The 22,813-nt window shown below is 67.4% G+C and carries 17 protein-coding genes; 9 read left to right on the plus strand and 8 right to left on the minus strand.

The window, feature by feature from the left end; all coding sequences use genetic code 11:
* Nucleotides 1-5 precede the first annotated feature (5 nt).
* From OHQ90_RS03075 to OHQ90_RS03100, 6 genes are all read left to right on the plus strand, one after another.
* Nucleotides 6-1,856, plus strand: coding sequence for an Hsp70 family protein (locus OHQ90_RS03075; RefSeq protein WP_328407104.1), 1,851 nt, complete (start codon nt 6-8; stop codon nt 1,854-1,856).
* Nucleotides 1,849-4,512: a LuxR C-terminal-related transcriptional regulator gene (locus OHQ90_RS03080; RefSeq protein ID WP_328407106.1), complete on the plus strand. Its 2,664-nt coding sequence runs from the start codon at nt 1,849-1,851 to the stop codon at nt 4,510-4,512. Before OHQ90_RS03075 ends, OHQ90_RS03080 begins: the two co-directional genes overlap by 8 nt.
* A gap of 35 nt (nt 4,513-4,547) precedes the next feature.
* A complete protein-coding gene (locus tag OHQ90_RS03085) occupies nt 4,548-5,696 on the plus strand; it encodes a hypothetical protein (RefSeq protein WP_328407108.1) in 1,149 nt (382 codons plus the stop codon).
* Between the two features lie 167 nt (nt 5,697-5,863).
* Nucleotides 5,864-7,219, plus strand: coding sequence for a S1 family peptidase (locus tag OHQ90_RS03090; protein WP_328407110.1), 1,356 nt, complete (start codon nt 5,864-5,866; stop codon nt 7,217-7,219).
* 317 nt (nt 7,220-7,536) lie between these two features.
* Nucleotides 7,537-8,865 carry a S1 family peptidase gene (locus OHQ90_RS03095; protein WP_328407112.1) on the plus strand — a complete coding sequence of 443 codons (1,329 nt, stop codon included), beginning with the start codon at nt 7,537-7,539 and terminating at the stop codon, nt 8,863-8,865.
* Between the two features lie 128 nt (nt 8,866-8,993).
* Nucleotides 8,994-9,887: an NRDE family protein gene (locus tag OHQ90_RS03100; RefSeq protein WP_328407114.1), complete on the plus strand. Its 894-nt coding sequence runs from the start codon at nt 8,994-8,996 to the stop codon at nt 9,885-9,887.
* A 54-nt stretch (nt 9,888-9,941) separates the two neighbouring features.
* Here OHQ90_RS03100 and OHQ90_RS03105 read toward each other — a convergent pair whose 3' ends face one another.
* On the minus strand, nt 9,942-10,628 hold the full coding sequence (locus OHQ90_RS03105) for a hypothetical protein (RefSeq protein WP_328407116.1): 687 nt from the start codon (nt 10,626-10,628) through the stop codon (nt 9,942-9,944).
* 518 nt (nt 10,629-11,146) lie between these two features.
* On the opposite strand from OHQ90_RS03105, the gene OHQ90_RS03110 reads away from it, so the two are divergent.
* A complete protein-coding gene (locus OHQ90_RS03110) occupies nt 11,147-14,224 on the plus strand; it encodes a (Fe-S)-binding protein (protein ID WP_328407118.1) in 3,078 nt (1,025 codons plus the stop codon).
* A gap of 107 nt (nt 14,225-14,331) precedes the next feature.
* Here OHQ90_RS03110 and OHQ90_RS03115 read toward each other — a convergent pair whose 3' ends face one another.
* The 7 genes from OHQ90_RS03115 to OHQ90_RS03145 all read right to left on the minus strand — a co-directional run bounded on the left by OHQ90_RS03115 (nt 14,332) and on the right by OHQ90_RS03145 (nt 19,847).
* Nucleotides 14,332-14,601 carry a Txe/YoeB family addiction module toxin gene (locus OHQ90_RS03115; protein ID WP_328407121.1) on the minus strand — a complete coding sequence of 90 codons (270 nt, stop codon included), beginning with the start codon at nt 14,599-14,601 and terminating at the stop codon, nt 14,332-14,334.
* Nucleotides 14,594-15,157 carry a type II toxin-antitoxin system Phd/YefM family antitoxin gene (locus OHQ90_RS03120; RefSeq protein ID WP_328407123.1) on the minus strand — a complete coding sequence of 188 codons (564 nt, stop codon included), beginning with the start codon at nt 15,155-15,157 and terminating at the stop codon, nt 14,594-14,596. Before OHQ90_RS03120 ends, OHQ90_RS03115 begins: the two co-directional genes overlap by 8 nt.
* A gap of 54 nt (nt 15,158-15,211) precedes the next feature.
* A complete protein-coding gene (locus OHQ90_RS03125; protein ID WP_328407125.1) occupies nt 15,212-16,036 on the minus strand; it encodes an enoyl-CoA hydratase-related protein in 825 nt (274 codons plus the stop codon).
* 51 nt (nt 16,037-16,087) lie between these two features.
* The gene (locus tag OHQ90_RS03130; RefSeq protein WP_328407127.1) at nt 16,088-16,714 is read right to left on the minus strand and encodes a QsdR family transcriptional regulator; all 627 of its coding nucleotides are present in this window, start codon (nt 16,712-16,714) and stop codon (nt 16,088-16,090) included.
* Nucleotides 16,715-16,716: 2 nt separating this feature from the next.
* Nucleotides 16,717-17,865 carry an acyl-CoA dehydrogenase family protein gene (locus OHQ90_RS03135; protein WP_328407129.1) on the minus strand — a complete coding sequence of 383 codons (1,149 nt, stop codon included), beginning with the start codon at nt 17,863-17,865 and terminating at the stop codon, nt 16,717-16,719.
* Nucleotides 17,865-19,094 carry an acyl-CoA dehydrogenase family protein gene (locus tag OHQ90_RS03140; protein ID WP_328407132.1) on the minus strand — a complete coding sequence of 410 codons (1,230 nt, stop codon included), beginning with the start codon at nt 19,092-19,094 and terminating at the stop codon, nt 17,865-17,867. The genes OHQ90_RS03135 and OHQ90_RS03140 overlap by 1 nt, the downstream gene beginning before the upstream one ends.
* A 216-nt stretch (nt 19,095-19,310) precedes the next feature.
* Nucleotides 19,311-19,847, minus strand: coding sequence for a YdcF family protein (locus OHQ90_RS03145; RefSeq protein ID WP_328407135.1), 537 nt, complete (start codon nt 19,845-19,847; stop codon nt 19,311-19,313).
* A 149-nt stretch (nt 19,848-19,996) separates the two neighbouring features.
* Here OHQ90_RS03145 and OHQ90_RS03150 point away from each other — a divergent pair, with 149 nt between their 5' ends.
* Together OHQ90_RS03150 and OHQ90_RS03155 are read left to right on the plus strand one after the other, a co-directional pair.
* The gene (locus OHQ90_RS03150; RefSeq protein ID WP_328407138.1) at nt 19,997-21,319 is read left to right on the plus strand and encodes a UDP-glucose dehydrogenase family protein; all 1,323 of its coding nucleotides are present in this window, start codon (nt 19,997-19,999) and stop codon (nt 21,317-21,319) included.
* A gap of 152 nt (nt 21,320-21,471) precedes the next feature.
* The gene (locus OHQ90_RS03155) at nt 21,472-22,800 is read left to right on the plus strand and encodes an Hsp70 family protein (RefSeq protein ID WP_328407140.1); all 1,329 of its coding nucleotides are present in this window, start codon (nt 21,472-21,474) and stop codon (nt 22,798-22,800) included.
* Nucleotides 22,801-22,813: the final 13 nt, after the last annotated feature.

A 22,813-nucleotide genomic window follows, 5' to 3' on the forward strand; every position in this document is an offset into this window, starting at 1 on the left:
CTCGAATGACAGAGCGTCTCGCACTCGGCATCACAGTCGGAGCGTCGAATTCGGTCGCCGTGGCGGCGACCGGGGATATCAGCGACGGGGTTGACGGACCCGCAGGTAGCGGCGCTGTTTTGACCCACCCGAGCGTACTGCGCCTGGCCGCGGACAGCGCGCCGGCCTTCGGGACGGACGCCCGCGCCACCGCCAGGCATTCCAGCGACGTGGTGCTCGATGGCTTCCTCGACCGGGTCGGCGATCCGGTCGGCATCCTGGCCGAGGACGGCACGAGCCATGCCGCCGCGGACCTGATGGCCACGGCCGTCAGGTGCCTGATCGACGAAATCGATACAGAGGCAACGCAAGACGGCTCGGCCACGGTCGCGTGCCATCCGGCGTGGTGGTCGCGGCACACCGTCGATATGCAACGCGCCGCGCTGGATCGGGCGGGCCTACGTGAGGTGACCCTGGTTCCGGAACCGACCGCCGCGGTGCGCTGGCTCGAAGCCGCACACGGCCCGCTCGGCGACAGCGTGGTGGTCGTCTACGACCTCGGCGCCACCGGGCTGACGGTCTCGGTGGTCCGCACCGGCGAACAGGCGGCCTTGCTCGGCACACCGCTGCGTACCACCGACGTGGCAGGCGCCGAATTCGACCTGCTGACCATGCGCTACGTCCTGGCTAACGCGCTGGGCGGAAATGAATTCGATCCGTTCGACCCGGTCGTCGAGCGTGAATTGTCGGTATTGCGCAACCGCTGCAGAAATGCGAAAGAAGAGCTTTCCATAAATACCGCGACCGTGGTTCCGGTGCGCTTGAATCCCATCGATCGGCGCACCGACGACATCCGGCTGATCCGCGGCGAGCTGGAGGATCTGCTGCGCGGACCGCTGCTGAGCTCGATCGAACTGGTCCGGGATGCGGTGCAGCGCGCCGGGCTCGACATCGGCGATATCGGCCGCGTGCTGCTCACCGGTGGCGGCGGCGCGATTCCACTGGTTGCCGAGCTGATCTCGACCGAGTTCGGCCTTCCGGTCGTCGCCGCGGCGGAGCCCGGACACACCAGCGCTCGCGGCGCCGCCGTGCTGGCCACGGATCTGCTGGCCGCCACCGGCGACCGCGAGCCGCTCGCGGCCGCGGCGGCTGTCGTGACGAATGCCCCGGCGAAGACCGAAGAGCTACCCGCGGTGTCGTGGCAGGACAAATCGCCGCCGAAGGTGGGGGCGCTGCCCGGCTCACGTGTCCGCAACCTGACCGGCCGGCAGCGGGCCGCCGTTGTCGCGGGCGCGGTGGTCGTCATCGGGCTGCTGGCGACCGGCACCGTCGCGATCGGCACCGGGGCCCAACCCGAGCCGAGCCGTCCCGCATCCACCGAACAGACCACCGCCGGCACGTCCGACGCGGCGGCGACCACCGGCGCGGGAACCGGCGCGGGAACCGGCAACGCACCGGTTCCCGGAGCAGCCGCATCGGTGGCAGACCCGACCGGTACCGACCCGAAACCCGAAGCAGGACAACCCGGCTCCGCAGCGCCGGGAGCGACGTCGGTGGAAGCGGTGAACAACGGGCCCGCGCTCGACCAGGCCGTGGCGAGTCAACATGCGCCCACACCGGCCAACCCCGCGCCTGCGACGCCCGGAGCATCCCAACCAGCCCCACAGTCACCCGCTCCGGCCCCCGCACCAGCGCCTGCGCCCGCACCAGCTCCCGCACCAGCCCCCGCACCCTCGCCGAAACCGCCCACCCAGTCGCCGGGCGGCGCACTGAACAACACCCTCGACGGGGTCGTCGATGGCGTCGACGGGGTCGTCGACGGCGTCGGCGGCATTCTGCGCCCGCCCGGCCAGATCATCGGAGGCTCTGGTGGCTGACATCGCGTTCGATACCCTCCCGTGCGCCCGCGAGATCTTCCGCGAACTGGATGCCGCCGGTCAGCGGCCGGTCGTGTATCTCATCCGAGGCCGCTCCGGCACCGGTAAATCCATGTTGCTTTCGGTCATCCGCGCCCGGCTGCAGGCCGGCGGGATCGCACTGCAGGATCACCCCGCGCTGCCTGCGACTGCCCTCGAGGTCGGCTCCGGCGATGCCGTCCACGCGATGGCCGGCGCGCGTAGCGTGTTCGGTGCCGCAGCAGGCAATGGGCGCCGTACGTCCCGTATCGTGCCCGCCGCCGACACCACGCAGTCCCGCGCCGAAACCACGCAGGCACGGCCCGCCCTGATCATCGACAACGCCGAGACCCTGAGTCACGCCGAGCTCGAAAACCTCTGCGCAACTGTCGAATCCGGCCGATGCACGATGGTGATCGCAGCCCAGCCCCGCCCGCACGACCCGTCCCTGCGCAAGCTCGCCGACACCGTGGCGCGCCGCGGCCGGGTGGTCGACCTCCGCGCCCTCGGCGTGAGCGATATCGCGCCGTTCGCCCGCGAGCTCGGCATGGCGGTGCCGCGCCCGGTGGCCCAGCACATCCACCAGCAGACCGCGGGCATCCGCAGTGGCGTGGTCGCCGCACTCACCGCGGCCTGTTCGGCGCGGCTCGACGCCGGTATCGGCGCCGTCGACGAGGCGGTCGCAGGCTGGGCGCGCGCCATGCTGGACAACGTGGCGCCCGACCTGCTCGAGACCATGGTCGTGGCAACCACCGGCACCGGACTCGATGCGACCGAGCTGGCCGAGGTGCTCGGCATCGACACGGCCGCGGCGCAGGATCTCATCGACAGGGCCCGGGCAAGCGCCCTGGTGACCGATGCCGACCTGCTGCTCGGTCCCGCCATCGCACCACTGCGCACAGTGCTCGGCGACCGGCGGTACGTCGCGGTCCAGCGCAGGCTGCTGACCGCGCGATTGGACGCGGGCCTGATGCGCGACCACACCGCGTTGCAGCTGGCCGAGTCCGGCGTGCGCGATCAGCGACTTGCCGAATTCCTGTGTGCCGCCGCGGCAAAGGCGGGCCGCGACGCGGTGCGCTATTACGCCGCGGCCGCCGCGGCAGGCGCCGACCCGGACATCATCGCGGTGCGCTGGGCCGAAGCGGCCGCCTGCATCGGCGACGGCGAGACAGCGATGCGTCTAGCCGAGCCGGTGCTGGTCCGCTCGGGTGTCAGTGCACCGGAACTCGCCGCGGCCGTGCGGATTTGCGCGGCGGTGCTGACCCGACGCGGTCTGGTCGGGCGGGCGGCGCAGTTGTACTCCTGGCTCGGATCCCATCGCATCGGCGCGGATTGGGCGGTCGGCGCGACTGTCCTATACCTCGCGGGCGATGTACGCGCCGCCGCGGAGATGTCGCATTCGGCGACACAGTGGCCACCGACCGAGACCAACGCGCACGCCCGGCTCATCGCCACGGCACTCGCACAGACCATTGTCGAGCACGAAACCGGTACCACCACAGCCGTTTCCGCGCTCATCCACGCGGCGCAGGCCGATTCGGGAGTCGACAGGTTCCTGCCGTGCACCGCGGTGTCCATCGCGACTCTGCTGTGCCTGGGCACCGGTGAACCCGACCGTGCGGGGGATGCCGTGCGCAGAGCCACCGCAAGCGGCCTGCGTTGTCATCAACTCCAGGTGCTGCAGGCGTGGGCCGCGATGCTCGGCGGCGACGAGCAGACCGCCGCGGCGACAGTCGTAGCATTGCAACCGGGCTCGCTCGATATCCGCGACCAGCTGCTCGCCCACGGCGTCGCCGTCGGCCTGGCACGGCGCAGCGGCGATCACGCCGCACTCGCCAAGGCCTGGCAGGCTGCCTACCCACTGTTCGACGACGTGGACGCCGATCTGCTCACCTTGCTGCCGATCGGCGAGCTGTGGCTCGCCGGCATCCGGCTGCGCGACGAGCGCCGGATTACGCCGCTGGTGGAGGCCTCCCTCGCCTTGCTCCGACGCCTGGATCAACCGCCGGCCTGGGCGAATGCCTTCCACTGGTACGGCGTGCAGGCTGCGATCGCACACGAAAGTCCCGCAGAGCTGCTACCGCACGCTCGACTGCTCAAGACCGCGGCCGAGGCGGGCGACCGGCATGCCGCCGTGCTCGTCGACGCCGGCCGCACCTGGGTGCTCGTGCTGCGTGGAGAGGTCGCGGTCGCGCAGGTGCAGGTTGCCGTCGCCGGACTCAGCGAGATCGGCCTGACCTGGGATGCCGCCCGGCTCGCCAGTGAGGCCGCGCTCGCCGCGGACGACTCCACGACCGCGACCGCACTGCTCAAGCTGGCTCGCGCGGTTCGCTCCGATGCGCGTCCGCAGGAACCCGCAGTCCGTCCGCCCGCGCATGCCGCGGCGCCGAACGGTCGGGAGCTTGCCGCGTCTGCACCGGCGGCGCAGGCGACGGCGATCCTCAGCGAACGCGAACGGGAAGTCGCCGAACTCGTACTGCTAGGTTTGACCTATCGGGAGATCGGCGCACGCCTGTACATTTCCGCGAAGACGGTAGAGCATCACGTCGCCCGCATCCGGCGCCGTATCGGTGCCAGGTCCCGCTCGGAGCTTTTGTCTATGCTCCGCGCGATGGGACACGGCTCGCTGCTGGTGTGACGGGTCGCGGACTGATCCGAAGCGAGGTAACGAGGATGGCCACAGGCGTCGGTCTGCGCATCGCCGAGAACAATTGCACCGCGGCGATTGTCACCGACGCCGGTGAACCGCAATTCATCATCCGCGAGTCGATCCTGCACATGTCCGACGACGGCGACACCGTCCTCGGCGGACCTGCGCCGGCCGATCACTCGCACTCCATCACCGAGTTCGTTTCCCGGGTCGGCGATCCGGCCGGTATCCCGGTCGACGCCGGCGAGGCCTACCGGGCCGAGGATCTGGTTGCGACCGCACTGTTCTGCCTGATCAATCTTGCGGCCGAGTATTTGAACGGCCCGGCCGAGTTCTATGCGACCCATCCGGCCGACTGGCCGCCGCTATACGTCCAAGCCTTGCGCGATTCGCTCGACTATCTCGGCCTGCGCTCGGTGGTGCTGGTCAGCGAGGGCGACCTGCCCGGCACCGATATCGGCGACCCGGAGGCAGCGTTGGCCTACGACGCCGCCCGCGCGGCACTGGCCTCGGTGCTGGCGACACCGGCGGGCAGCACCCCGCCCGATCCGAGCGACGCCGAGAACTCGACCGTGGTCACCGACGTGATTCCCGCGGTGCCTGCCCCCGGGTCGCAACAAATGCAGGCCTACTCGGCGGCGCTGCCGATCGCCGACCCGATCCTCGCGCAACTGCCGACCGCAGCGGTAGCGGAGTCGCCTGCCGCGCCGAAGACCATCGCGCCGAGGGCCACCGCGCAGCCCGGCCGCACCACCCCGCTGCTGATCGCGGCGGCGGTAGTGATCGGGTTGGTGCTCGGCGGTTTCGGCGTGTCGGTGCTGTTCCGCGATACCGGAAAGACCCCGGTGCCGACGGTGCGGGACGCCAAGTCCGATCCGGTGACGGTGACCCCGACGCCACCGGCGCCACCGGTGGAGTTCCCCACGGTGCCCATCACGACGCCCCCACCGACCACGGAACCGCCGGTGGTCATCACCCGCACGGTCGAGCCGGAAACGACCGAGCCACCGGTCACCACGACCACCGAGCCACCGGAAACCACCACCGAGCCAACGACGACCGCCCGGCCAACGACCAATTCGCGGCCGACTCGAACGACCAGCCCCTTCCATATCGACGTGCCAACACCGCGGCAGTGGCGGCCCACCTCGGAGATCACACGTCCTCGCTGATTTAGTAGAGCCCAACCCCGGTTTGTGCCCTAAAGTGATCCGCTGACCGGTGTTGCCGGAAAAATTTCCGACGACCGGTCTGTTGCTGGACGAGGACTGTGCGCCAACGGATTCAGCCTGTGGCCCACGGATGTAGCTGGCACGCCCCGTGCCGACGAAGGGACTTCATGCGCAAGTTGGTGGCGCGCAGCGCCGCGGTCAAGGCAGCAGCCGTCGGATGCGCCGCGACCGTTTTCCTCGCTCCATTGCTCGGTATCACCTCTGCATCGGCCACCCCGACGCAGCTGCCCGCCGAAAATCTGCCCGCCGAATTGGTGCAGGCCATTTCGCGCGATCTGAAGATGACGCCCGCGGAGTATCTGGAACGGTCCGCCCGCGCCCAGCAGCTCAGCGAATACGCGCGTGACTTCCGATCCGAACGTCCCGATTCCTTCGCAGGCGCGTGGATCGGCACGGACGGCAGGCCGTTCGTCGCGGTCACCTCGGTCGATGCCGCCAAGATCGCCTCGGCCGCCGGCTACCAGACCCACCTCGCTCCGGTCTCGGCGAACGCACTGGAAAACTCCCTGATGCAACTGAATCAGTGGATCAACACGCTGCCGCGTGAGCTGTCCTCCACGATCAACTCCGTCGCTGTCGACTTCCTCAACAGCCAGCTCGTCCTCAGCGTCGCGAACACTCCGGCCGGCCACGTGCTGAATCTGCCGACGCTCATCGCCAACGTGAAGGTCATCCTGTCGCCGGGCAGCGGCGGCCCGATCGAGCGCCGCCCGATGGGCGGCGACACCTACATCAGCGCCCCCACCTCACTGCACGATGCCGAGCTGCGCAGCGTCGATGTGTGCTCGTTCGGCTTCAACGGCGTGGACGCCGCGGGCAATGCGCTCAACATCAGCGCCGGCCACTGCGATCCGAATCTCGGCAAGGGCGACCAGCAGGCGGGGGTCTACCTGCCCAACGTCAAAGATATTCCGAACAGCCCCGAAGTCGGCACCTTCATGCAGGCGAAGCTCGGCGGACCGACCGCATTGGACTATTCGGTCATCAAGCTGAACGAGCGCGCGGTCAGGGCCGGCATGGACCAGCCATCGGTGCGCGGCTCCAACGGCACCACACTGACCATCACCGGCACCGCCGACCCGGTGACCGGTGCACCGGTGTGCAAGTCGGGGCAGTCGTCCACCTTCACCTGTGGGTTCGTGGTGGCCGATCGGGTCGAGACCCAGCTGTTCACCGCGGAGGGCGTGAGCAAGACCGTGCGCGGCTTCGCCAGCTCGGCGTGCACCCTCGGCGGCGACAGCGGTGGCGCGATCTTCACCGGCACCCTCGCGCTCGGCATCACCAGCGGCTCCAACGCGGCCGACGCACCGAATTGCAACGACGCAAATGTCGGCCTGGCACAGTACGGCGGCACCGCCTCGCTCGGCATTCCGATCCGTGCGATCCTCGCCGATATCGACGCATCCTCGGGCGGCGGACTCGGCAGCGGTGTCGAGTTGCGCACCAAGCAGGCGGCCGGCTAGGCGGCTGCCTCGCCTCCGCTCGACCCGGCGCGAGTGCGGCTGCCTCGCCTCCGCTCGACCCGGCGCGAGTGCGGCTGCCTCGCCTCCGCTCGACCCGGCGCGGGCGCGGCTGCCTCGCCTCCGCTCGACCCGGCGCGGGCGCGGCTGCCACGCCTCCGCTCGACCCAGCGCGGCTGTCGGCGGACTGCCGTCCGACAGTGCCATCAGGTGTGTCAGAGCCTGCTCACACCGGACGTGGTGTCGGTTACGTCCACAGCGACCGAATCGTCGCCCGTGATAAGTAGGCACCCCCGGGCTGGAGCCCATATAGTCTGGGAATGCTCCTGCCACGTATAGGTCAGCTCCGATCAGCTGCGCGACAGACCCGGGTTCGAAAAACAGTAATCGCCGCCTCGGCGGCGATTCTGCTGTTCGGTCCCACAGCAGCAGTAGCGACGGCACAACCGGACCCGAATGCCGGACTTTCCCCCGAGCTGGCAGCGGCCGTGGCACGCGATCTGAAGATCTCGCCGGAGGAGTACCTGCACCGCGCCGACCTCGCCCAGCAGGCCGCGGCCTTCGCCACTACCGCACAGCGTCAGTACCCCCAGGTTTTCGCCGGTTCGTGGCTCGACGACGCGGGCCGCGTCGTGGTGGCGCTCGCGCCGGGATCCGGCATCGATGAGGCGCGCAAGGCCGCCGATTCGGCCGGATTCGAAGTCCGCAACGTCGCCAAGAGCGAGGCTGCGCTGCGCGGTGAGAAGACCGCGTTCGAGCGGTGGCTCGACGGGCAGCCCGAGGCAGTGTCCGCGCTGGTACGCGGCGCGGTGATCGACACCGTCAACAACAGCGTCGCGGTGCGGGTCGACAAGCCGGGTCTGCCGATGCCGAGCTTCATCGATCCGATGCGGGTCATGGTGATGGCTCCGCCGGTGGCGAGCGAGCCCGCGAACCTGCCGCGGGCCGGCGAGATCGCCGGTGAGGCGCGTGGCGCGCTGTCGGGCGGCGACGGTTTCGCCTCGATCGGCGGTGATACGTCGCTGCGTTGCTCGTTCGGCTTCAATGGCACCGACCGGTCCGGCAACACCGTGAACATCACCGCGGGCCACTGCAACCCCGACATTCCCTCGGCGGGCAACGGCAATGCGGCAGGCGTTTTCGAGCTGCACGGCGATCGCGCGGGCGCGCAGCTCGGCACGTTCCAGAAGTCGGTGCTCGGCGCACAGGACTACTCGATCGTTCGGATCAACGACCAGGCCAAGGGCCGCTTCGAGAACAACGGCGTGCGGGTTCCCGGCCGGGCACCGATCCCGATCGACGGCGTCGCCACGCCGGTCGTCGGTGCGCCGGTCTGCAAGTCCGGTTCGCGCACCGGCTTCAGCTGCGGCGTCGTCAATGCCGTCGATCAGACCGTGCTGGTCGGCGATCGTGAGCTCACCCAGAGCTTCTCGGCCAACATCTGCGCGCTGCCCGGCGACAGCGGCGGCCCGATCGTGACCGGCCGGATGGCACTGGGCATCTCCAGCGCGTCCTCGGTGGCCGACTTCCCGATCTGCGAGATCCCCAACCTGATCGGCGCCCTCACCGGCAATGTGCCGCAGCTGTTCGCGCAGCCGGTCAGCGTGGTCCTCTCGGACAACCCGGGTCTGCGGATTCGCACCAACTGATCCTCGGGTCACCGAAAAGGCCGGCAGCGGGTCGCTGTCGGCCTTTTTGCTGTCACTGCGCTGTTCTACCGGCCGTCCGGGGATGAATACGCTGTGAGCGCCCGCTAGGTTCCGGCATCCTGGATTACATGTGTTTGGTTTTGATCGGCTGGCGTGCACATCCGGAGTACCGGTTGATCGTCGCGGCCAACCGCGACGAGTTCTACACCAGGCCGACCGAATCAATGCGGTGGTGGCCGGAGGTGGCCGGCCTGCTGGCCGGACGCGATCTCGGGGCCACCGGCAAGGCGGCGGGTGATCCCCCGGGCACCTGGCTCGGCCTGACGCGAGAGGCGCAGGGACGCAACCGCTTCGCCACCGTGACCAATGTCCGCAACCCGGATGGTGAACGCTCCGAAGCCCGTTCGCGTGGTGCGCTGCTGATGGATTTTCTGCGCGGCGCCGACGACCGCCATCCCAGCGGCAGATTCCCCGGCCCCGAAAAGTACGTTCTCGACGTCGCTGCGGCACCGGATGACTACAACGGGTACAACTTGGTGGTCTCGGACCTCGAATCGCTCTGGTGGCATTCCAACCGCAGTACGACCCCGCCCCGCGAGCTGACGCCGGGCTTCCACGGTCTGTCCAACGGGACCTTCCTGGCCTCGACGGCACCGGGACCCTCGACGGCATTGGAAGCGCCGCAACCCATCTGGCCCAAAATGCGCGACGGCGTCCTCGGTCTGCGCGCCGTCGTCGAGACCGATCCCGGCAATATCGACCGATATTTCGAGGTGCTCGCCGACCGCACCCAGGCGTCGGACGATCAATTGCCGCACACCGGCATTCCGCTGTCGCTGGAGCGGGCGGTGTCCGCCAGATTCGTCGCGCACCTCCTGCACGGCACCCGGGCGAGCACGGTGCTGCTGGTGCGCGAGGACGGGACGTTCGAGATGGCCGAGCGTTCGTTCGGGCGGTTCGGGCGCGGTAAGGGCGAGGAATCGTTCAGCGGCAGCTTGGATTTGCGCGAGCGCCAGGCCTGAAAACACAATCGGCCCGCTCTCTACGAGAGCGGGCCGATTGTTGTTCGGTTCGAGTTAGTTCGGCGTTTGAACCGGCGCGGCCGCGGGCGCCGCCACCGGCTTCTCGGCCCACTTCGTGGTGCCATCCGGAGCCTGGATGGTGTTGAGCAGTTCGAGGCCCGCAGCAACCAGCGTCGGACCGCCGACGGCGATGGTGCCGAGGATGCCGCCGATGCCCGCACCGGTCAGCAGACCCGGAAGGCAGCCGACCGGAATGCTGATGATGCAGCCGGCGATCGCACCGATCGCGGTACCGATGAACCCGCCGACGGCGGTCGCGATGCCGAAGTTGCTAGCGAATTCGTTCTGCGCGCGCTGGTTTTCGATCGGCGACGCGATTTCCTTGGCGGCAACCGGCTTCGCGACGACCGGCTTGGCCGACACCACGAGATCCGCGGGCTTTTCCGGGGTGACCTCGAGCACGGTGCCGTCGTTCTTCATATCCGCTTTGACCGGCACGAGCTTGCCGTCGACATCCACGTTCAGCGGGAAGGAGACGAGGGTGTTGCCCTTGCCGTCAAGCACGTTGGCGATCGTGGTCTTCGGGTCGTCGACAGTGGCGCCGGGCTCCTCGGTCACCGAGAAGGTCCCCCCCTTGAGGGTTGCGACAACGACCTTGTTAACCAGCTTGACGGAATAGCTGAGAGGCTGCGGCGCCGCAGGTGCAGGCTCAGCATGCGCGGTGCCGAGGCTGATGGTCATCGCACCGATGACCAACGCCGAAGCCGCAGTAGTTCTGCGGAGATTCATTCAGATTCCAATCCATCATCACGGGTGTTCCTGAGCCTTCTCCAACACGCGAGAGCTCATTCAACCCAATGGCGGTCTGACCTTCGGGTTCTCCCCGAGCGGTGTGAAGACAGGCACAGCAAATAGAACGGACGTGAGACTAATCGAACCGCCATGAAGATGCGAGATGCATTACTAGCCCTGGGAACACGAAGGACTAAGCCTGTCCTTACCTGCAGGAATGTATGGGTCGACGTTTACGGTGGTGGTCGGTAGTAGACACCGTAGGATTGGTCGAATTTGTGTGACATTCTTCACAGGCAAATTTGGGCTCGAGCCCCTGCATGAGGGGGTTCCGCCCGGCCGGTGATCGCACGATGGAGACCAATTGTTACTGGTGGGTAACTTACTGGCGGTTAGGATACGAGCCAACCGAGGCGGCAGATGGCCGCCCTCGACACTCGTGTTGCCTCTAAAAGAAAGGTCGCGACATGAATGCCCTGACAGTGACGCTGGGCACGATTGGGGCGACGCTCAGCCTCCTGTGTTGGGCGTCGTTCTTCGGCGGCGTGCGGAATATCGTCCGCGCCATCATGATCGGCCAAGGCGCGCCGGACCGTTGGCGACCGTTCTTCCCTCGCTTCAAGCAGATGCTCGTCGAGTTCATCGCGCACACCCGCATGAACAAATTCCGCACCGTCGGCTGGGCGCACTGGCTGGTGATGGTCGGCTTCCTCGGCGGCTTCATGCTGTGGTTCGAGGCATACGGCCAGACCTTCGATCCGGAATTCCACTGGCCGATCGTCGGCGGCTGGGCGATCTACCACCTGTGGGACGAGATCCTCGGCATCGGCACCGTGGTCGGCATCTCGGCGTTGATCATCATCCGTCAGCTCAACCACCCCAGGGTGCCCGAGCGGCTGGCTCGCTTCACCGGCTCGAAGTTCGCACCCGCCTACGTGATCGAATCGATCGTGCTGCTCGAGGGTCTGGGCATGATCTTCGTGAAGGCGGGCAAGATCGCCGCCTACGGCCACTCGAATCCGGCCACCGACTTCTTCACCAGGCAGGTGGCCGAGGTGCTGCCCGCGAGCACCACCATGGTCGCGCTGTTCGCGTTCGTGAAGCTGATGTCCGGCATGGCATTCCTGTACCTGGTCGGCCGCAACACCACGTGGGGTGTCGCGTGGCACCGGTTCTCGGCGTTCCCGAACATCTACTTCAAGCGTGAAGACGACGGCGGCGTCGCGTTGGGTGCGGCCAAGCCGATGATGTCCAAGGGGCAGCCGGTCGACATGGAGTCGGCCGATCCGGACAACGACACCTTCGGCGCCGGTCGGATCGAGGACTTCTCGTGGAAGGGCTGGCTGGACTTCACCACCTGCACCGAGTGCGGTCGGTGCCAGTCCCAGTGCCCGGCCTGGAACACCGGCAAACCACTGTCGCCGAAGCTGTTGATCATGTCGTTGCGTGACCACGGCTACGCGAAGGCCCCCTACCTGCTGGCCGGCGGCCGCAAGGATATGGGTGGCGACGAGGTCGGTCTCGTCGACGCCGAGGGCAACCCGAACGAGGGCGCGCTGGCGAAGATTTCTGCGGCGGCCAAGGCCGAGGCCGAGCGGCCCCTGGTCGGAGACATCGAAGCGGGCGGCATCATCGATCCGGAGGTGCTGTGGTCGTGCACCACCTGCGGCGCGTGCGTCGAGCAATGCCCGGTCGATATCGAGCATGTCGATCACATCATCGATATGCGCCGCTACCAAGTGCTGATCGAGTCGGAGTTCCCCTCCGAGCTGGCCGGATTGTTCAAGAACCTGGAGAACAAGGGCAACCCGTGGGGTCAGAACTCCAAGGACCGGCTCAACTGGATCAACGAGATGGACTTCCAGATCCCGGTCTTCGGTAAAGACGCCGACAGCTTCGACGGCTACGAGTACCTGTTCTGGGTCGGCTGCGCGGGCGCCTACGAGGACCGCGCGAAGAAGACCACCAAGGCCGTGGCCGAACTGCTTGCCACCGCCGGGGTGAAGTTCATGGTGCTCGGTGCGGAGGAAACCTGCACCGGTGACTCCGCACGCCGCGCGGGCAACGAATTCCTGTTCCAGCAGTTGGCCGCGCAGAACATCGAGGTGTTGAACTCGGTCTTCGAGGGCGTGGAACAGAGCCGCAAGAAGATCGTCGTCACCTGCGCGCACTGCTTCAATGCGCTGAACAACGAATACCCCCAGGTCGGCGGCAACTACGAGGTCGTGCACCACACGCAGCTGCTGAACCGGCTGGTGCGGGCCAAGCAGTTGATCCCGGTCGCCTCGGTGTCGCAGAACGTCACCTACCACGACCCCTGCTACCTGGGCCGCCACAACAAGGTCTACGACGCACCGCGTGAACTGATGGAAGCCTCCGGCTCCACCCTCGTCGAAATGCCACGCCACGGCGAACGTTCCATGTGCTGTGGCGCCGGTGGCGCCCGCATGTGGATGGAGGAACAGCTCGGCAAGCGCATCAATATCGACCGCGTCGACGAAGCGCTGTCCACCTCGCCGGCCAAGATCGCGACCGGTTGCCCGTTCTGCCGGGTGATGCTCACCGACGGTGTCACCGCGCGCCAGGAGCAAGGCCAGGGCGAAGGCGTCGAGGTCGTCGACGTCGCGCAGCTCATGCTCGACGCCATCGACCGCGTCGACGCGGGCACGTTGACCGAGAACCTGACGGTGGTGCAGAAACCGAAGGCTCCCGTCGTCGAGAAAGTTCCCGAGGCCGAGCCGGAACCGGCCCCTGTCGCGCAGACCCCTGCAGCGGCCGAGGCCGCGCCCGCGGGTGGCGGCTTGGCGATGAAGGGCCCGGCGAAAGCACCAGGTGGACTGGGCATGAAGGGCGCCGCGAAGGCACCCGGCGGTGGCCTGTCCATGAAGGGCGCGGCCAAGGCACCCGGCGCCAAGGCATCCGCCGCGGCACCGGCCGAGGCGGCCACCGCGGCACCCTCCGCACCGGCCAAGGGCCTGGCCATGAAGGGCCCGGCGAAGGCACCCGGCGGCAAGGGCTTGGCCATGAAGGGCGCGGCAAAAGCGCCCGGCGCCAAGGCCGAATCGGCTCCGGCCGCCGAGGCCGCACCCGCGGCCGAAGCGCCCGCGGCACCCGCAGCACCGGTGAAGGGCCTGGCGATGAAGGGCGGCGGCAAAGCCCCCGGCCTCGCCATGAAGGGCGCGGCCAAGGCACCGGGTGCCAAGGCTCCCGCGGCACCCGCACCTGCCGAAGCACCGGCGCCCGCCGAAGCTCCGGAAACAGCGGCCGCCGAACCGGCTTCGGAACCCACCGAAACCAAGCCGACAGCACCGGTCAAGGGCCTCGCCATGAAGTCGGGCTTCAAGCGCCCCGGCCCCAAGGCGCCAGGCACCGCAGCCGCACCGGCCCCCGCGGCGGCACCGACCGCCGAGACACCGGTGGAATCAGCTCCGGAACCCGAGCAGCCGACCAACGGCAACGGGACCCCCGAAGCCACTCCCCCGGCCGCTAAGCCCGGCGGCCTGGGCTTCAAGTCCGGAGCAAAGGCGCCGGGGCGCAAGAACTGACCGGCAACTGAACGCGATCGGCCCGGGTCCACAGGGACCCGGGCCGGCGTGGGCTCGGCGGCCTGGTTGCCCGGCCTCAACTGACAATTCTGACTGCCCAGCCCTGGTCAGTCGTCGTAGTGCCCGCCTACCTGCACAACCACTACCTCCGTGTCGGTGACGTAGTAGATCAGTCGATGCTCTTGGGTGATCCGCCGCGACCAATGACCTGCCAACTGGTGGCGCAGCGGCTCAGGCTTACCTATCCCTGCGAAAGGGTCGAGCAGCGCGGCCTCGATCATCTTGTTCGCCGCCTTCAGCACCGCACGGTCCCGGGCCAGCCACGCTGAATAGCTGCGCCACCCCTGGTCGGTGAACGTCACTTTCCGATCAGGCACTTGGCTCCCCCGGCGGCACAGCCCTTTCGCGCAGGTCCGACAGGACCGCCGGCAGTCCTCCATCTGCTGGACGATCCACCCACACCGACACTGGCACGGAATCGAGTGCGGACTTGTACTGGTACAACTCGTCGAGCAGGTCGCGGCGGACCGAACGATCGTCGGTGGTGCGCAGCTGAGCGAACAGTGTGCGGATTCGCGTAGAGGCTTCGCCCAGCGCACCCGCCATATTCGTGGCGGCCGCTACATCCTCTGCTTCCTTGTCAGGGTCGATGAGGGCGTGAGTCTGGGTACGACCGTCGCGGGCGTCTTGCGCGGACTTCAGCAGTTCCACGCCTCCGTGGGTCTGGAGTACATACAGCGTCTCCATCAGTGAGTTCCAATCGGACTCGGCGACCAGCACGGCGTTCTCGCCGGACTTGGTGACCACTGTCAACGGATCATGATCGTCGTTGACCTGCTGGACCAGTCCGAATAGGTTTTGGCGAACCTTCGAAATCGGTAGCGCGGACATCTCCACCTCCTGGAAAAAGTCGTACAACATATCGTACGTCACACTCGTACGGGAAGTTGTACGACTACGTGAGCGAGGACGTCAGCAGGCGGCCACTTAGGACAACCAGTCGTCGAGGTCGGGGAGTTCGGTCTCGACCTTGCCGGTGAACTGGGGTGGGCGCTTCTGGAGGAAGGACATGACGCCTTCGCGGAGGTCGGCGCTGGAGAAGGCGTAGGAGATCAGGCGGGCGTCGAGGGTGAACACGTCTTCGGGGGTTTTGTCGCCGGACATGGCGACCAGCCCGCGGCGGATTGCCGCTACCGAGACCGGCGCGACCTGCGTAGCGAGTTCGGCGGCGAGGGATCGGGCGGCCGGGAGCAGGTCTTCGGGGGCGTGCAGGCTGGTCACCAGGCCCGCGGCCAGTGCTTCTTCGGCGCCGAAGATTCGGCCGGTGAGCATCCATTCCTTGGCGCGAGCCAGGCCGACGATGCGGGGCAGGAACCAGAGGGAGCCGCCCTCGGGGAAGAGGCCGCGGCGGGCGAAGACGAAACCGAAGCGTGAATCCTGTGCGGCGAGCCGGAAATCCGCCGCCAGGGTCATGGAAAGGCCGACACCGACCGCCGCGCCCTGCATCGCGACGATGACAGGTTTGTTCAGGTTGGTCATCGGGCGCACCACCCTGGTGGACCACTCGACCCACCCCGGCGCGGTGACGTCCTCATCGGAGGCGCCCGCTGTCAGGTCCATGCCGACGCAGAAGTCCTTGCCGGTGGCGGCGAAGACGACCACGCGGACCTGGTCGTCATGGTCGGCGGCGGTGAAGGCCGCGCCGAGCTCATCGGCCATCTCGGTGGTGAAGCCGTTGCGGGCATCCGGGCGGTTGAGCGTGATCGTCGCGACGGCATCGGCGACGCTGTAGATGATGGTGTTGTAGGACAATTCGACTCCTGGTCTCTTCGAGCGACTTGCAAGCAGTCGCTAGCGGTGTGATCAGCGCTTGCCGGATGCGGCGGTAACGAGCAGTTCGACCATGGCCGTCGCCTTGTCCGATCGGGGCGGGTCACCTGTGATGACGTCGCTCCAGACGAAAGCTTCGCCGATGCGGACAATGGCGTAGGCGAGATCGCGTATCTCGATGCGCGGATCGAGGTCGGGCAGATCGGTCAATCGGGATGCCGCCCAGTCGATCATCCGGCTCTGCACAACGGTGTAGCCCGAGGTGAGCACCCGCAGACCGTATTCGGGGTCGTCGGCGACAAATCGTGAGAGCGGTTCGAAGGTGCGCACGGTGTCGGCGAGCCTGCCGAAATTACGGACGAAGCGGTCGAGGGGACCGCCGTACCCGCGCGCTTCGACCCGGGTGATCGCGTCGGCGATGATCCGCCAGACCACCTCGCCGATCACCACTTCCCTACTGCCCCACCAGCGGTACAGCGTCGCGCGACCGATGCCGAGCTCGCGGGCCAGCTGTTGCATGTCAATGCGACGGCCGTCGAGAAACCACCGATGCGCGAGATCGATGACCTCCTCGCGCGTCGGCTTCGACCGGGCATCGGGTGGTTGTGCGGCAGCCGGTAGCGACTCCTCCCGCACCGATTCCGCCCCGCCGCGGGACACGGTTACGGCCTCGTGAGTGCTGCGTACCGAGCGAGATGCTGCTCGCTGGAACCGAATTCGCGCTCGATCACGGTAAGCCGCTTGAAATAGTGGCCGATCGCGAGCTCTTCGGTCATGCCCATGGCGCCGTGCAGCTGCACCGCGTTCTGACCGATGAACCGTGCCGCACGACCGATGGTGACCTTCGCTGCCGACACCGACCGCGCGCGGTCGGCAGCGGAAGCGCCGAGCGAATAGACCGCGAGGAACACCGCGGCGACGGCCTGCTCCAGTTCCATATACATGTCGACCATGCGGTGCTGCAGCACCTGGAAGCTGCCGATCGACACACCGAACTGTTGGCGCTGCTTAGCGTATTCGACGGTGTCCGCGAGCACTTTTCGCATACAGCCGACGGCCTCGGACGCGATGGCCGTCGTCGCTTCGTCCACGGTCGCTTCGATGTCGTCCCAGGCCGCGCCTTCGGTGCCGAGCAGCGCGTCGCCCGGCAGCCGGAGACCGGTGAAGGTGAGGTCGGAGCCGACCCTGTCATCGATGGTCCGGTAGGAGTGCACCTCGACACCGGTGGGCGGGTTGGCCGCATCGAATTCCGTGAGGAACAGCGACACACCGGCCTTGTCGCGCCGGTCGCCCGAGGTGCGGGCAGTGATGAGCAGATGGGTGGCCAGCGGCGCGCTGGTCACCACGGTTTTCGCACCGTCGAGCACCCACGCCTCACCATCCCCGCGCGCGCTGGTCGACACGTCGTGGAACGTCGGGCCCGACGTCGGCTCCAGCGCGGCGAAGGCGGTGCGGGCAGCGCCGGACACGATCTGCCGCAACACTTCCTCGGCCCGCTCACCGCCGGAACGCCCCAGCAGACCGCCGCCGACAACAACCGTGTCGACATACGGTTCGACAACCAGCGCGCGGCCGAGCTCCTCGGTGATCACCATCAGCTCGATCGGGCCGCCGCCCATGCCGTCGACCCGCTCCGGCAGTGTCGCGCCGAGGATGCCGAGCTCGTCGGCGAAGCCGCGCCAGAGGGCAGGCTGCCAGCCCGCATCCGATTTTGCGGCGTTGCGGCTCTTCTCCAGTTCGTAGCGGGCGCCGAGGAATCCGGCGACCGCGTCGCGCAGGAGTTCCTGCTCTTCGGTGAGTGTGAAGTCCATCAGAGCCCCAATGCTGCCTTGGCGAGGATGTTTCGCTGAATTTCGTTGCTACCCGCATAGATCGAGCCCGCGCGGTCGTTGAAGTAGCGCAATGGTGCGACGGCCTGCCAGTCCTGGCCGCTGCGATAACCGTCCGCGGGCGGAGTGAATTCGGCGATCGGCCCGCCGGGCTTGGTGGCGTGCGGTTGATAGACACGGCCGCGCGGGCCCGCCGCCTCCAGCGCGAGTTCGGTGATCCGCTGGCTCAGCTCGGTGCCGAGCACCTTGAGCATGGATGAGGCGGGGCCGGGGTTCTTGCCCTGCGCCATCGCGGAAAGGGTTCGGTATTCCAGGATCTCGAGCACTTCGGTGCGAATCCGCGCGTCGGCCAGCTTCGCCGCGAACGTCGCGTCGTCGATCAGCGGATTGCCGTCCGGCCCAGGCTGATTCGCCGCCACGTTGGCCACATCCTGCGCCATCACCTGCAGCCACGGTGACGCCGCGCCGCCGCGTTCGTGCACGAGCAGGTACTTCGCCACCGTCCAGCCGTCGTCGATCTGCCCGAGCACGTTGCCCTTGGGCACCCGCACATTGTCGAAGAAGACCTGGTTCTGCACCTCCTCGCCGGAGGTCATCACCAGCGGGCGCACCTCGATGCCCGGCGTGGTCATATCGATCAGCAGGAATGTGATGCCCTGCTGCTTCTTTCCCGCGCGCGAGGTGCGCACGAGGCAGAAGATCCAATTGGCCTCGGTCGCATGGGTGGTCCAGATCTTGCTGCCGGTGCAGAGGAAGTCTTCGCCGTCTTCGACCGCCGCCATAGTGAGCGAGGCCAGGTCGGACCCGGCCTCGGGCTCCGAATATCCTTGGCAGAAGAAGATTTCGCCGGTCAGGATGCGCGGCAGATAGAAAGCCTGCTGCTGCGGGGTGCCGAATGCGACGATCGCGGGCGCCACCATCCTGATCCCCATCGGCGACAGCGTCGGCGCGCCCGCCAGCGTCGCCTCCCGGTTGAAGATGTAGTGCCGGGTCAGGCTCCAGTCGCACCCGCCGTGCTCGACCGGCCATGCCGGCGCCGCCCACCCTCGCTCATGCAGGATGCGCTGCCACTCCATGCTCGCCTCGTGGTCCGGATAGACACTCGTCGCCAAGCGCCCGGCCTTGCGCAGTTCGGGCGTCAGCTTCGCGTCGAGGAATTCCCGCACCTCGTCGCGAAAGGCCAGATCCGCCGCTGACCAGTCGTATTCCATCTGCACTCCCAGAGGTATGCGTCATTGCCGCACCGCGAGCCCCTAGGCCCACGAGACACAACATACGTCTGTCTCACGTCCGAATCAAACTGAAGTCACCCGCCAGCAGTTCCAATTCGGACAACCCGCGCAATAGGCGGTACCGGGCGGAGAGGTCTTCTCGACGTTCGACTCAGCCATGTACCGCTCGCCCACAGTCGGGTGAATTCGGCAGAGTCAGCAGGGTTCGATGACGGCCTCGAGATAGCCGGCGGATTGGTAGATGTAGTTATAGGCCCAGCGAGCGAGCGATAGGTGGGGGCGGGGGTCCAAGAAGAGGAGGTCTCCGTCCCAGCACTTTTCGAGGATGTGGCGGGCTCGGGAGAGGTGGGGGGTGAAAGTTATGACGATGACTCGGCGCCAGTTCTCGGCGCGAGCCAGCGCGGCCAGTTCGCGGCCCTCACCTCGGGTGGTGCGAGGGGACGGGTCGAAGCAGATGACTTCGAAGCTGTAGCCGCCGTGGCAGATTCGGTTGATCAGGAGGCTGTTTTCGTAGGGGTCGGAGAAAAGGACTCGGGGCGCGTAGCCTTCGTGTGCCAGGCGCAGGGCCAGTTGTTCGCGGCCGTCGTGGGCGCCGCCGAGAACAAGGATGGCGTCGGCTTTTCCCGGCTGATCGGTGCGGGGGTCGACGTACACCGGCCAGAGCGCGGCAGTCAGGACGACGACGGCCGCGGCAAGACTCGACAGGAACCACAGTATTCTTCGGCGGCGCACCCGGTCGATGGTAGCTGGGGTGTCGCGGACAAGAAGTTCGCAGGTCAGCACGATATTCGGGATTCATGTCGCCACCTGTACACCTGCTGTTGCCGCGACTCTTGCCTCGCTGACGTGGCGTGGCCATTGGCGAGGCCTATCAATCGATCATGCGATGCACAGTCTTCGGAACCGGGTACCTCGGGGCCACGCACGCAGCGTGCATGGCCGAACTCGGGCATGACGTGATCGGGGTGGACGTCGACCCCGGCAAGGTCGCGAAGCTGTCCGACGGGGTCGTGCCGTTCTATGAGCCGGGCCTGGAGGAGGTGTTGCGGCGGAATCTGGATGCAGGCAGGCTGCGTTTCACCACCTCCTACGCGGAAGCGGCGGCGCACGCGGACATGCATTTCCTCGGCGTCGGGACACCGCAGAAGAAGGGTGAGTACGCCGCCGACCTGAAATACGTTCACGCCGTCGTCGATACGCTCGCACCGATGCTGGAGCGACCCTCGGTGATCATCGGAAAGTCAACGGTGCCGGTAGGGACCGCGACGGCATTGGGCGCGCGGGCCCGCAAGCTCACCGACACCGCGGTCGAGGTGGCCTGGAATCCGGAGTTCCTACGCGAGGGCTTCGCGGTGAAGGACACGCTACGCCCGGACCGGCTGGTGCTCGGGGTCGATAACCAGCGCGACGCCGCGGCCTGGGTCGAGGACCTGGTGCGGGAAATCTACGCCGATCTGATCGCGGCCGATGTGCCGTTCCTGCTGACCGATCTGGCCACCGCCGAGCTGGTCAAAGTGTCGGCGAATGCCTTTCTCGCGACAAAGATTTCATTCATCAACGCGGTCTCGGAAGTCTGCGAGGCGACCGGCGCCGATGTGACCGTGCTCGCCGACGCGCTCGGCTACGACGCCCGCATCGGCCGCCGATTCCTCAATGCCGGACTAGGTTTCGGTGGCGGCTGTCTGCCGAAGGACATTCGCGCGTTCATGGCCCGCGCCGGTGAGCTCGGCGCCGATCATGCCGTCGCCTTCCTCCGCGAGGTCGACAACATCAATATGCGCCGACGCACCAAGATGGTGGACATGGCCGCGCGGGCCTGCGGCGGTTCGCTACTCGGCGCCAATGTGGCGGTGCTCGGCGCGGCGTTCAAACCCGAATCCGACGACGTGCGCGACTCCCCCGCATTGAATGTGGCGGGCATGATCCAGCTGCACGGCGCGGTGGTCACAGTGTATGACCCCAAGGCACTGGAGAATTCGCGACGCGTATTCCCCACGCTGAACTACGCGACCTCGGTCGCCGAGGCATGCGAGCGCGCCGATGTGGTGCTCGTCCTCACCGAATGGGATGAGTTCGTCGCATTGCGACCGCAGGATCTGGACCCGGTGGTCCGCGGGCGCTCGATCATCGACGGCAGGAACTGTCTCAATCGTGCCACCTGGAGAGCCGCCGGATGGGTGTACGCCGGTCTCGGCACACCGTAGAGTTGCCTGGCGAGGCGGGAGCGACTGTCGGACAACCAGTCCTGCCTTAGGCATTGCCGATCGTCGGCGGTAGGGTCGGCATGAGCGGCCTATCCACCGGCGGGCGGCACAAGGCTCGCATGTCGTGGAGTGTGAAACGAGATGGGTAGCTGATGAGTTCGGTTCTGGGAGTTTCGGTGGGGGCCGGCGCAGTCCGTATGGCGCGGCCGCACGCCGCAAGCCCTCACGGACACATCGCGCCACACTCGTTCGACCTGCAGTCCATCCCGGTCGGCGAGTATCAGGTGGAAGAGCTGGCCGCCGAGGCGATCGGCGTGACGCTGGAGGCGACCCCGGGTATCGAAGCCACCGCAATCGCCTACCGCAGCGAACAGCACGCCAGGGCGATCCGCGCATCCATGGCCCGTCAGCAGCTCACCAATTACGAACTCGTGCCCGAGATCATCGCCGCGCTCGAATTCGCCCACTCCACCGGCGATATTCGCGGCATCTCCTCGCTGGTGGTCTACGATCTCGGCAGCTCGGGACTTTCGGTCAGCGTCGTCGATGCCCAGACCCGTGAGGTCCGCCACAGCGAACGCACCAGCGATATCAGCGGCGACTACCTCGACTCACTCATCCGCGAGCAGCAGATCGCCTCGGGCCGGATCGCGCACCCTGCGGATCCGGCGGGCTTGGCCGCACTCGACGCGCTATGTCGCGAGGCCAAGGAACAGCTGTCCTCGAACACCGCTGTCGCCCTGCCGAGCGAACAGGGTCTGGTGCTGCTGGCCCAGGAAAACTTCGAATCGCTGATCATGCTGGCGATCGAATCGTCGGCGCGGATGGCGCGCGATGTGATCGTGCGGTCCGATCGCCCGGTACACGGTGTGCTGCTGATCGGTGGTTGCGCGCGAATTCCGCTGATAGCCAAGGTGCTCGAGCGGTGGATGGGTGTGCCGGTGATCGTGCCGGACAGCCCGGAAACGGTGATCACCCGCGGGGCGGCACTGCTGGCCCGTCCGGTCCGTCCGATCCGGGCTTCCACTCCACCCGGCAGGATGCTCGATGACGATGAGCTGTCGCCCGCCTGGTTATCCGCGCCGCCCAAGCGTCGTCGTAAGCGTGAGATCAACGGCGCGGTCCTGACCGTCAGCGCGCTGGCGGTTGTCGCCGCGATCGGTCTCGGACTGGGTTACGGACCGCAGGTGCTCGAACGCGATTCGCAGAGCAGCGAGCGGCCCACCTCGGTCTCCCCGACCAGCGCGCCGCGCACCACCACGCTCGATCCACAGATCGCGGTCGCCCCTGGCACGACGACCGAGACCGAGGAATCGGTCGCCGTACCGCCACCGCGACGGCAGACGACAACGACGCCACCGACCACGACGCAGGGCCCGAATACGATTGTCGTGCCGGGGCTTCCGCCGATCGTGGTGCCGACAATTCCGACCGAGGTCTTCCCGTTCCCGCCGCCACCGCCGCCACCGCCACCGCGGTAACCGGCGAGCCCAC

This window comes from Nocardia sp. NBC_00403 (genome assembly GCF_036046055.1).
Lineage (GTDB): Bacteria > Actinomycetota > Actinomycetes > Mycobacteriales > Mycobacteriaceae > Nocardia.

Coding starts and splice junctions, on each gene's coding strand:
- OHQ90_RS03150 (WP_328407138.1), top strand. CDS start 19,997: ATGCGATGCACAGTCTTCGGAACCGGGTACCTCGGGGCCACGCACGCA.
- OHQ90_RS03140 (WP_328407132.1), bottom strand. CDS start 19,094: ATGGAATACGACTGGTCAGCGGCGGATCTGGCCTTTCGCGACGAGGTG.
- OHQ90_RS03085 (WP_328407108.1), top strand. CDS start 4,548: ATGGCCACAGGCGTCGGTCTGCGCATCGCCGAGAACAATTGCACCGCG.
- OHQ90_RS03095 (WP_328407112.1), top strand. CDS start 7,537: ATGCTCCTGCCACGTATAGGTCAGCTCCGATCAGCTGCGCGACAGACC.
- OHQ90_RS03110 (WP_328407118.1), top strand. CDS start 11,147: ATGAATGCCCTGACAGTGACGCTGGGCACGATTGGGGCGACGCTCAGC.
- OHQ90_RS03075 (WP_328407104.1), top strand. CDS start 6: ATGACAGAGCGTCTCGCACTCGGCATCACAGTCGGAGCGTCGAATTCG.
- OHQ90_RS03135 (WP_328407129.1), bottom strand. CDS start 17,865: ATGGACTTCACACTCACCGAAGAGCAGGAACTCCTGCGCGACGCGGTC.
- OHQ90_RS03105 (WP_328407116.1), bottom strand. CDS start 10,628: ATGACCATCAGCCTCGGCACCGCGCATGCTGAGCCTGCACCTGCGGCG.
- OHQ90_RS03090 (WP_328407110.1), top strand. CDS start 5,864: ATGCGCAAGTTGGTGGCGCGCAGCGCCGCGGTCAAGGCAGCAGCCGTC.
- OHQ90_RS03100 (WP_328407114.1), top strand. CDS start 8,994: ATGTGTTTGGTTTTGATCGGCTGGCGTGCACATCCGGAGTACCGGTTG.
- OHQ90_RS03155 (WP_328407140.1), top strand. CDS start 21,472: ATGAGTTCGGTTCTGGGAGTTTCGGTGGGGGCCGGCGCAGTCCGTATG.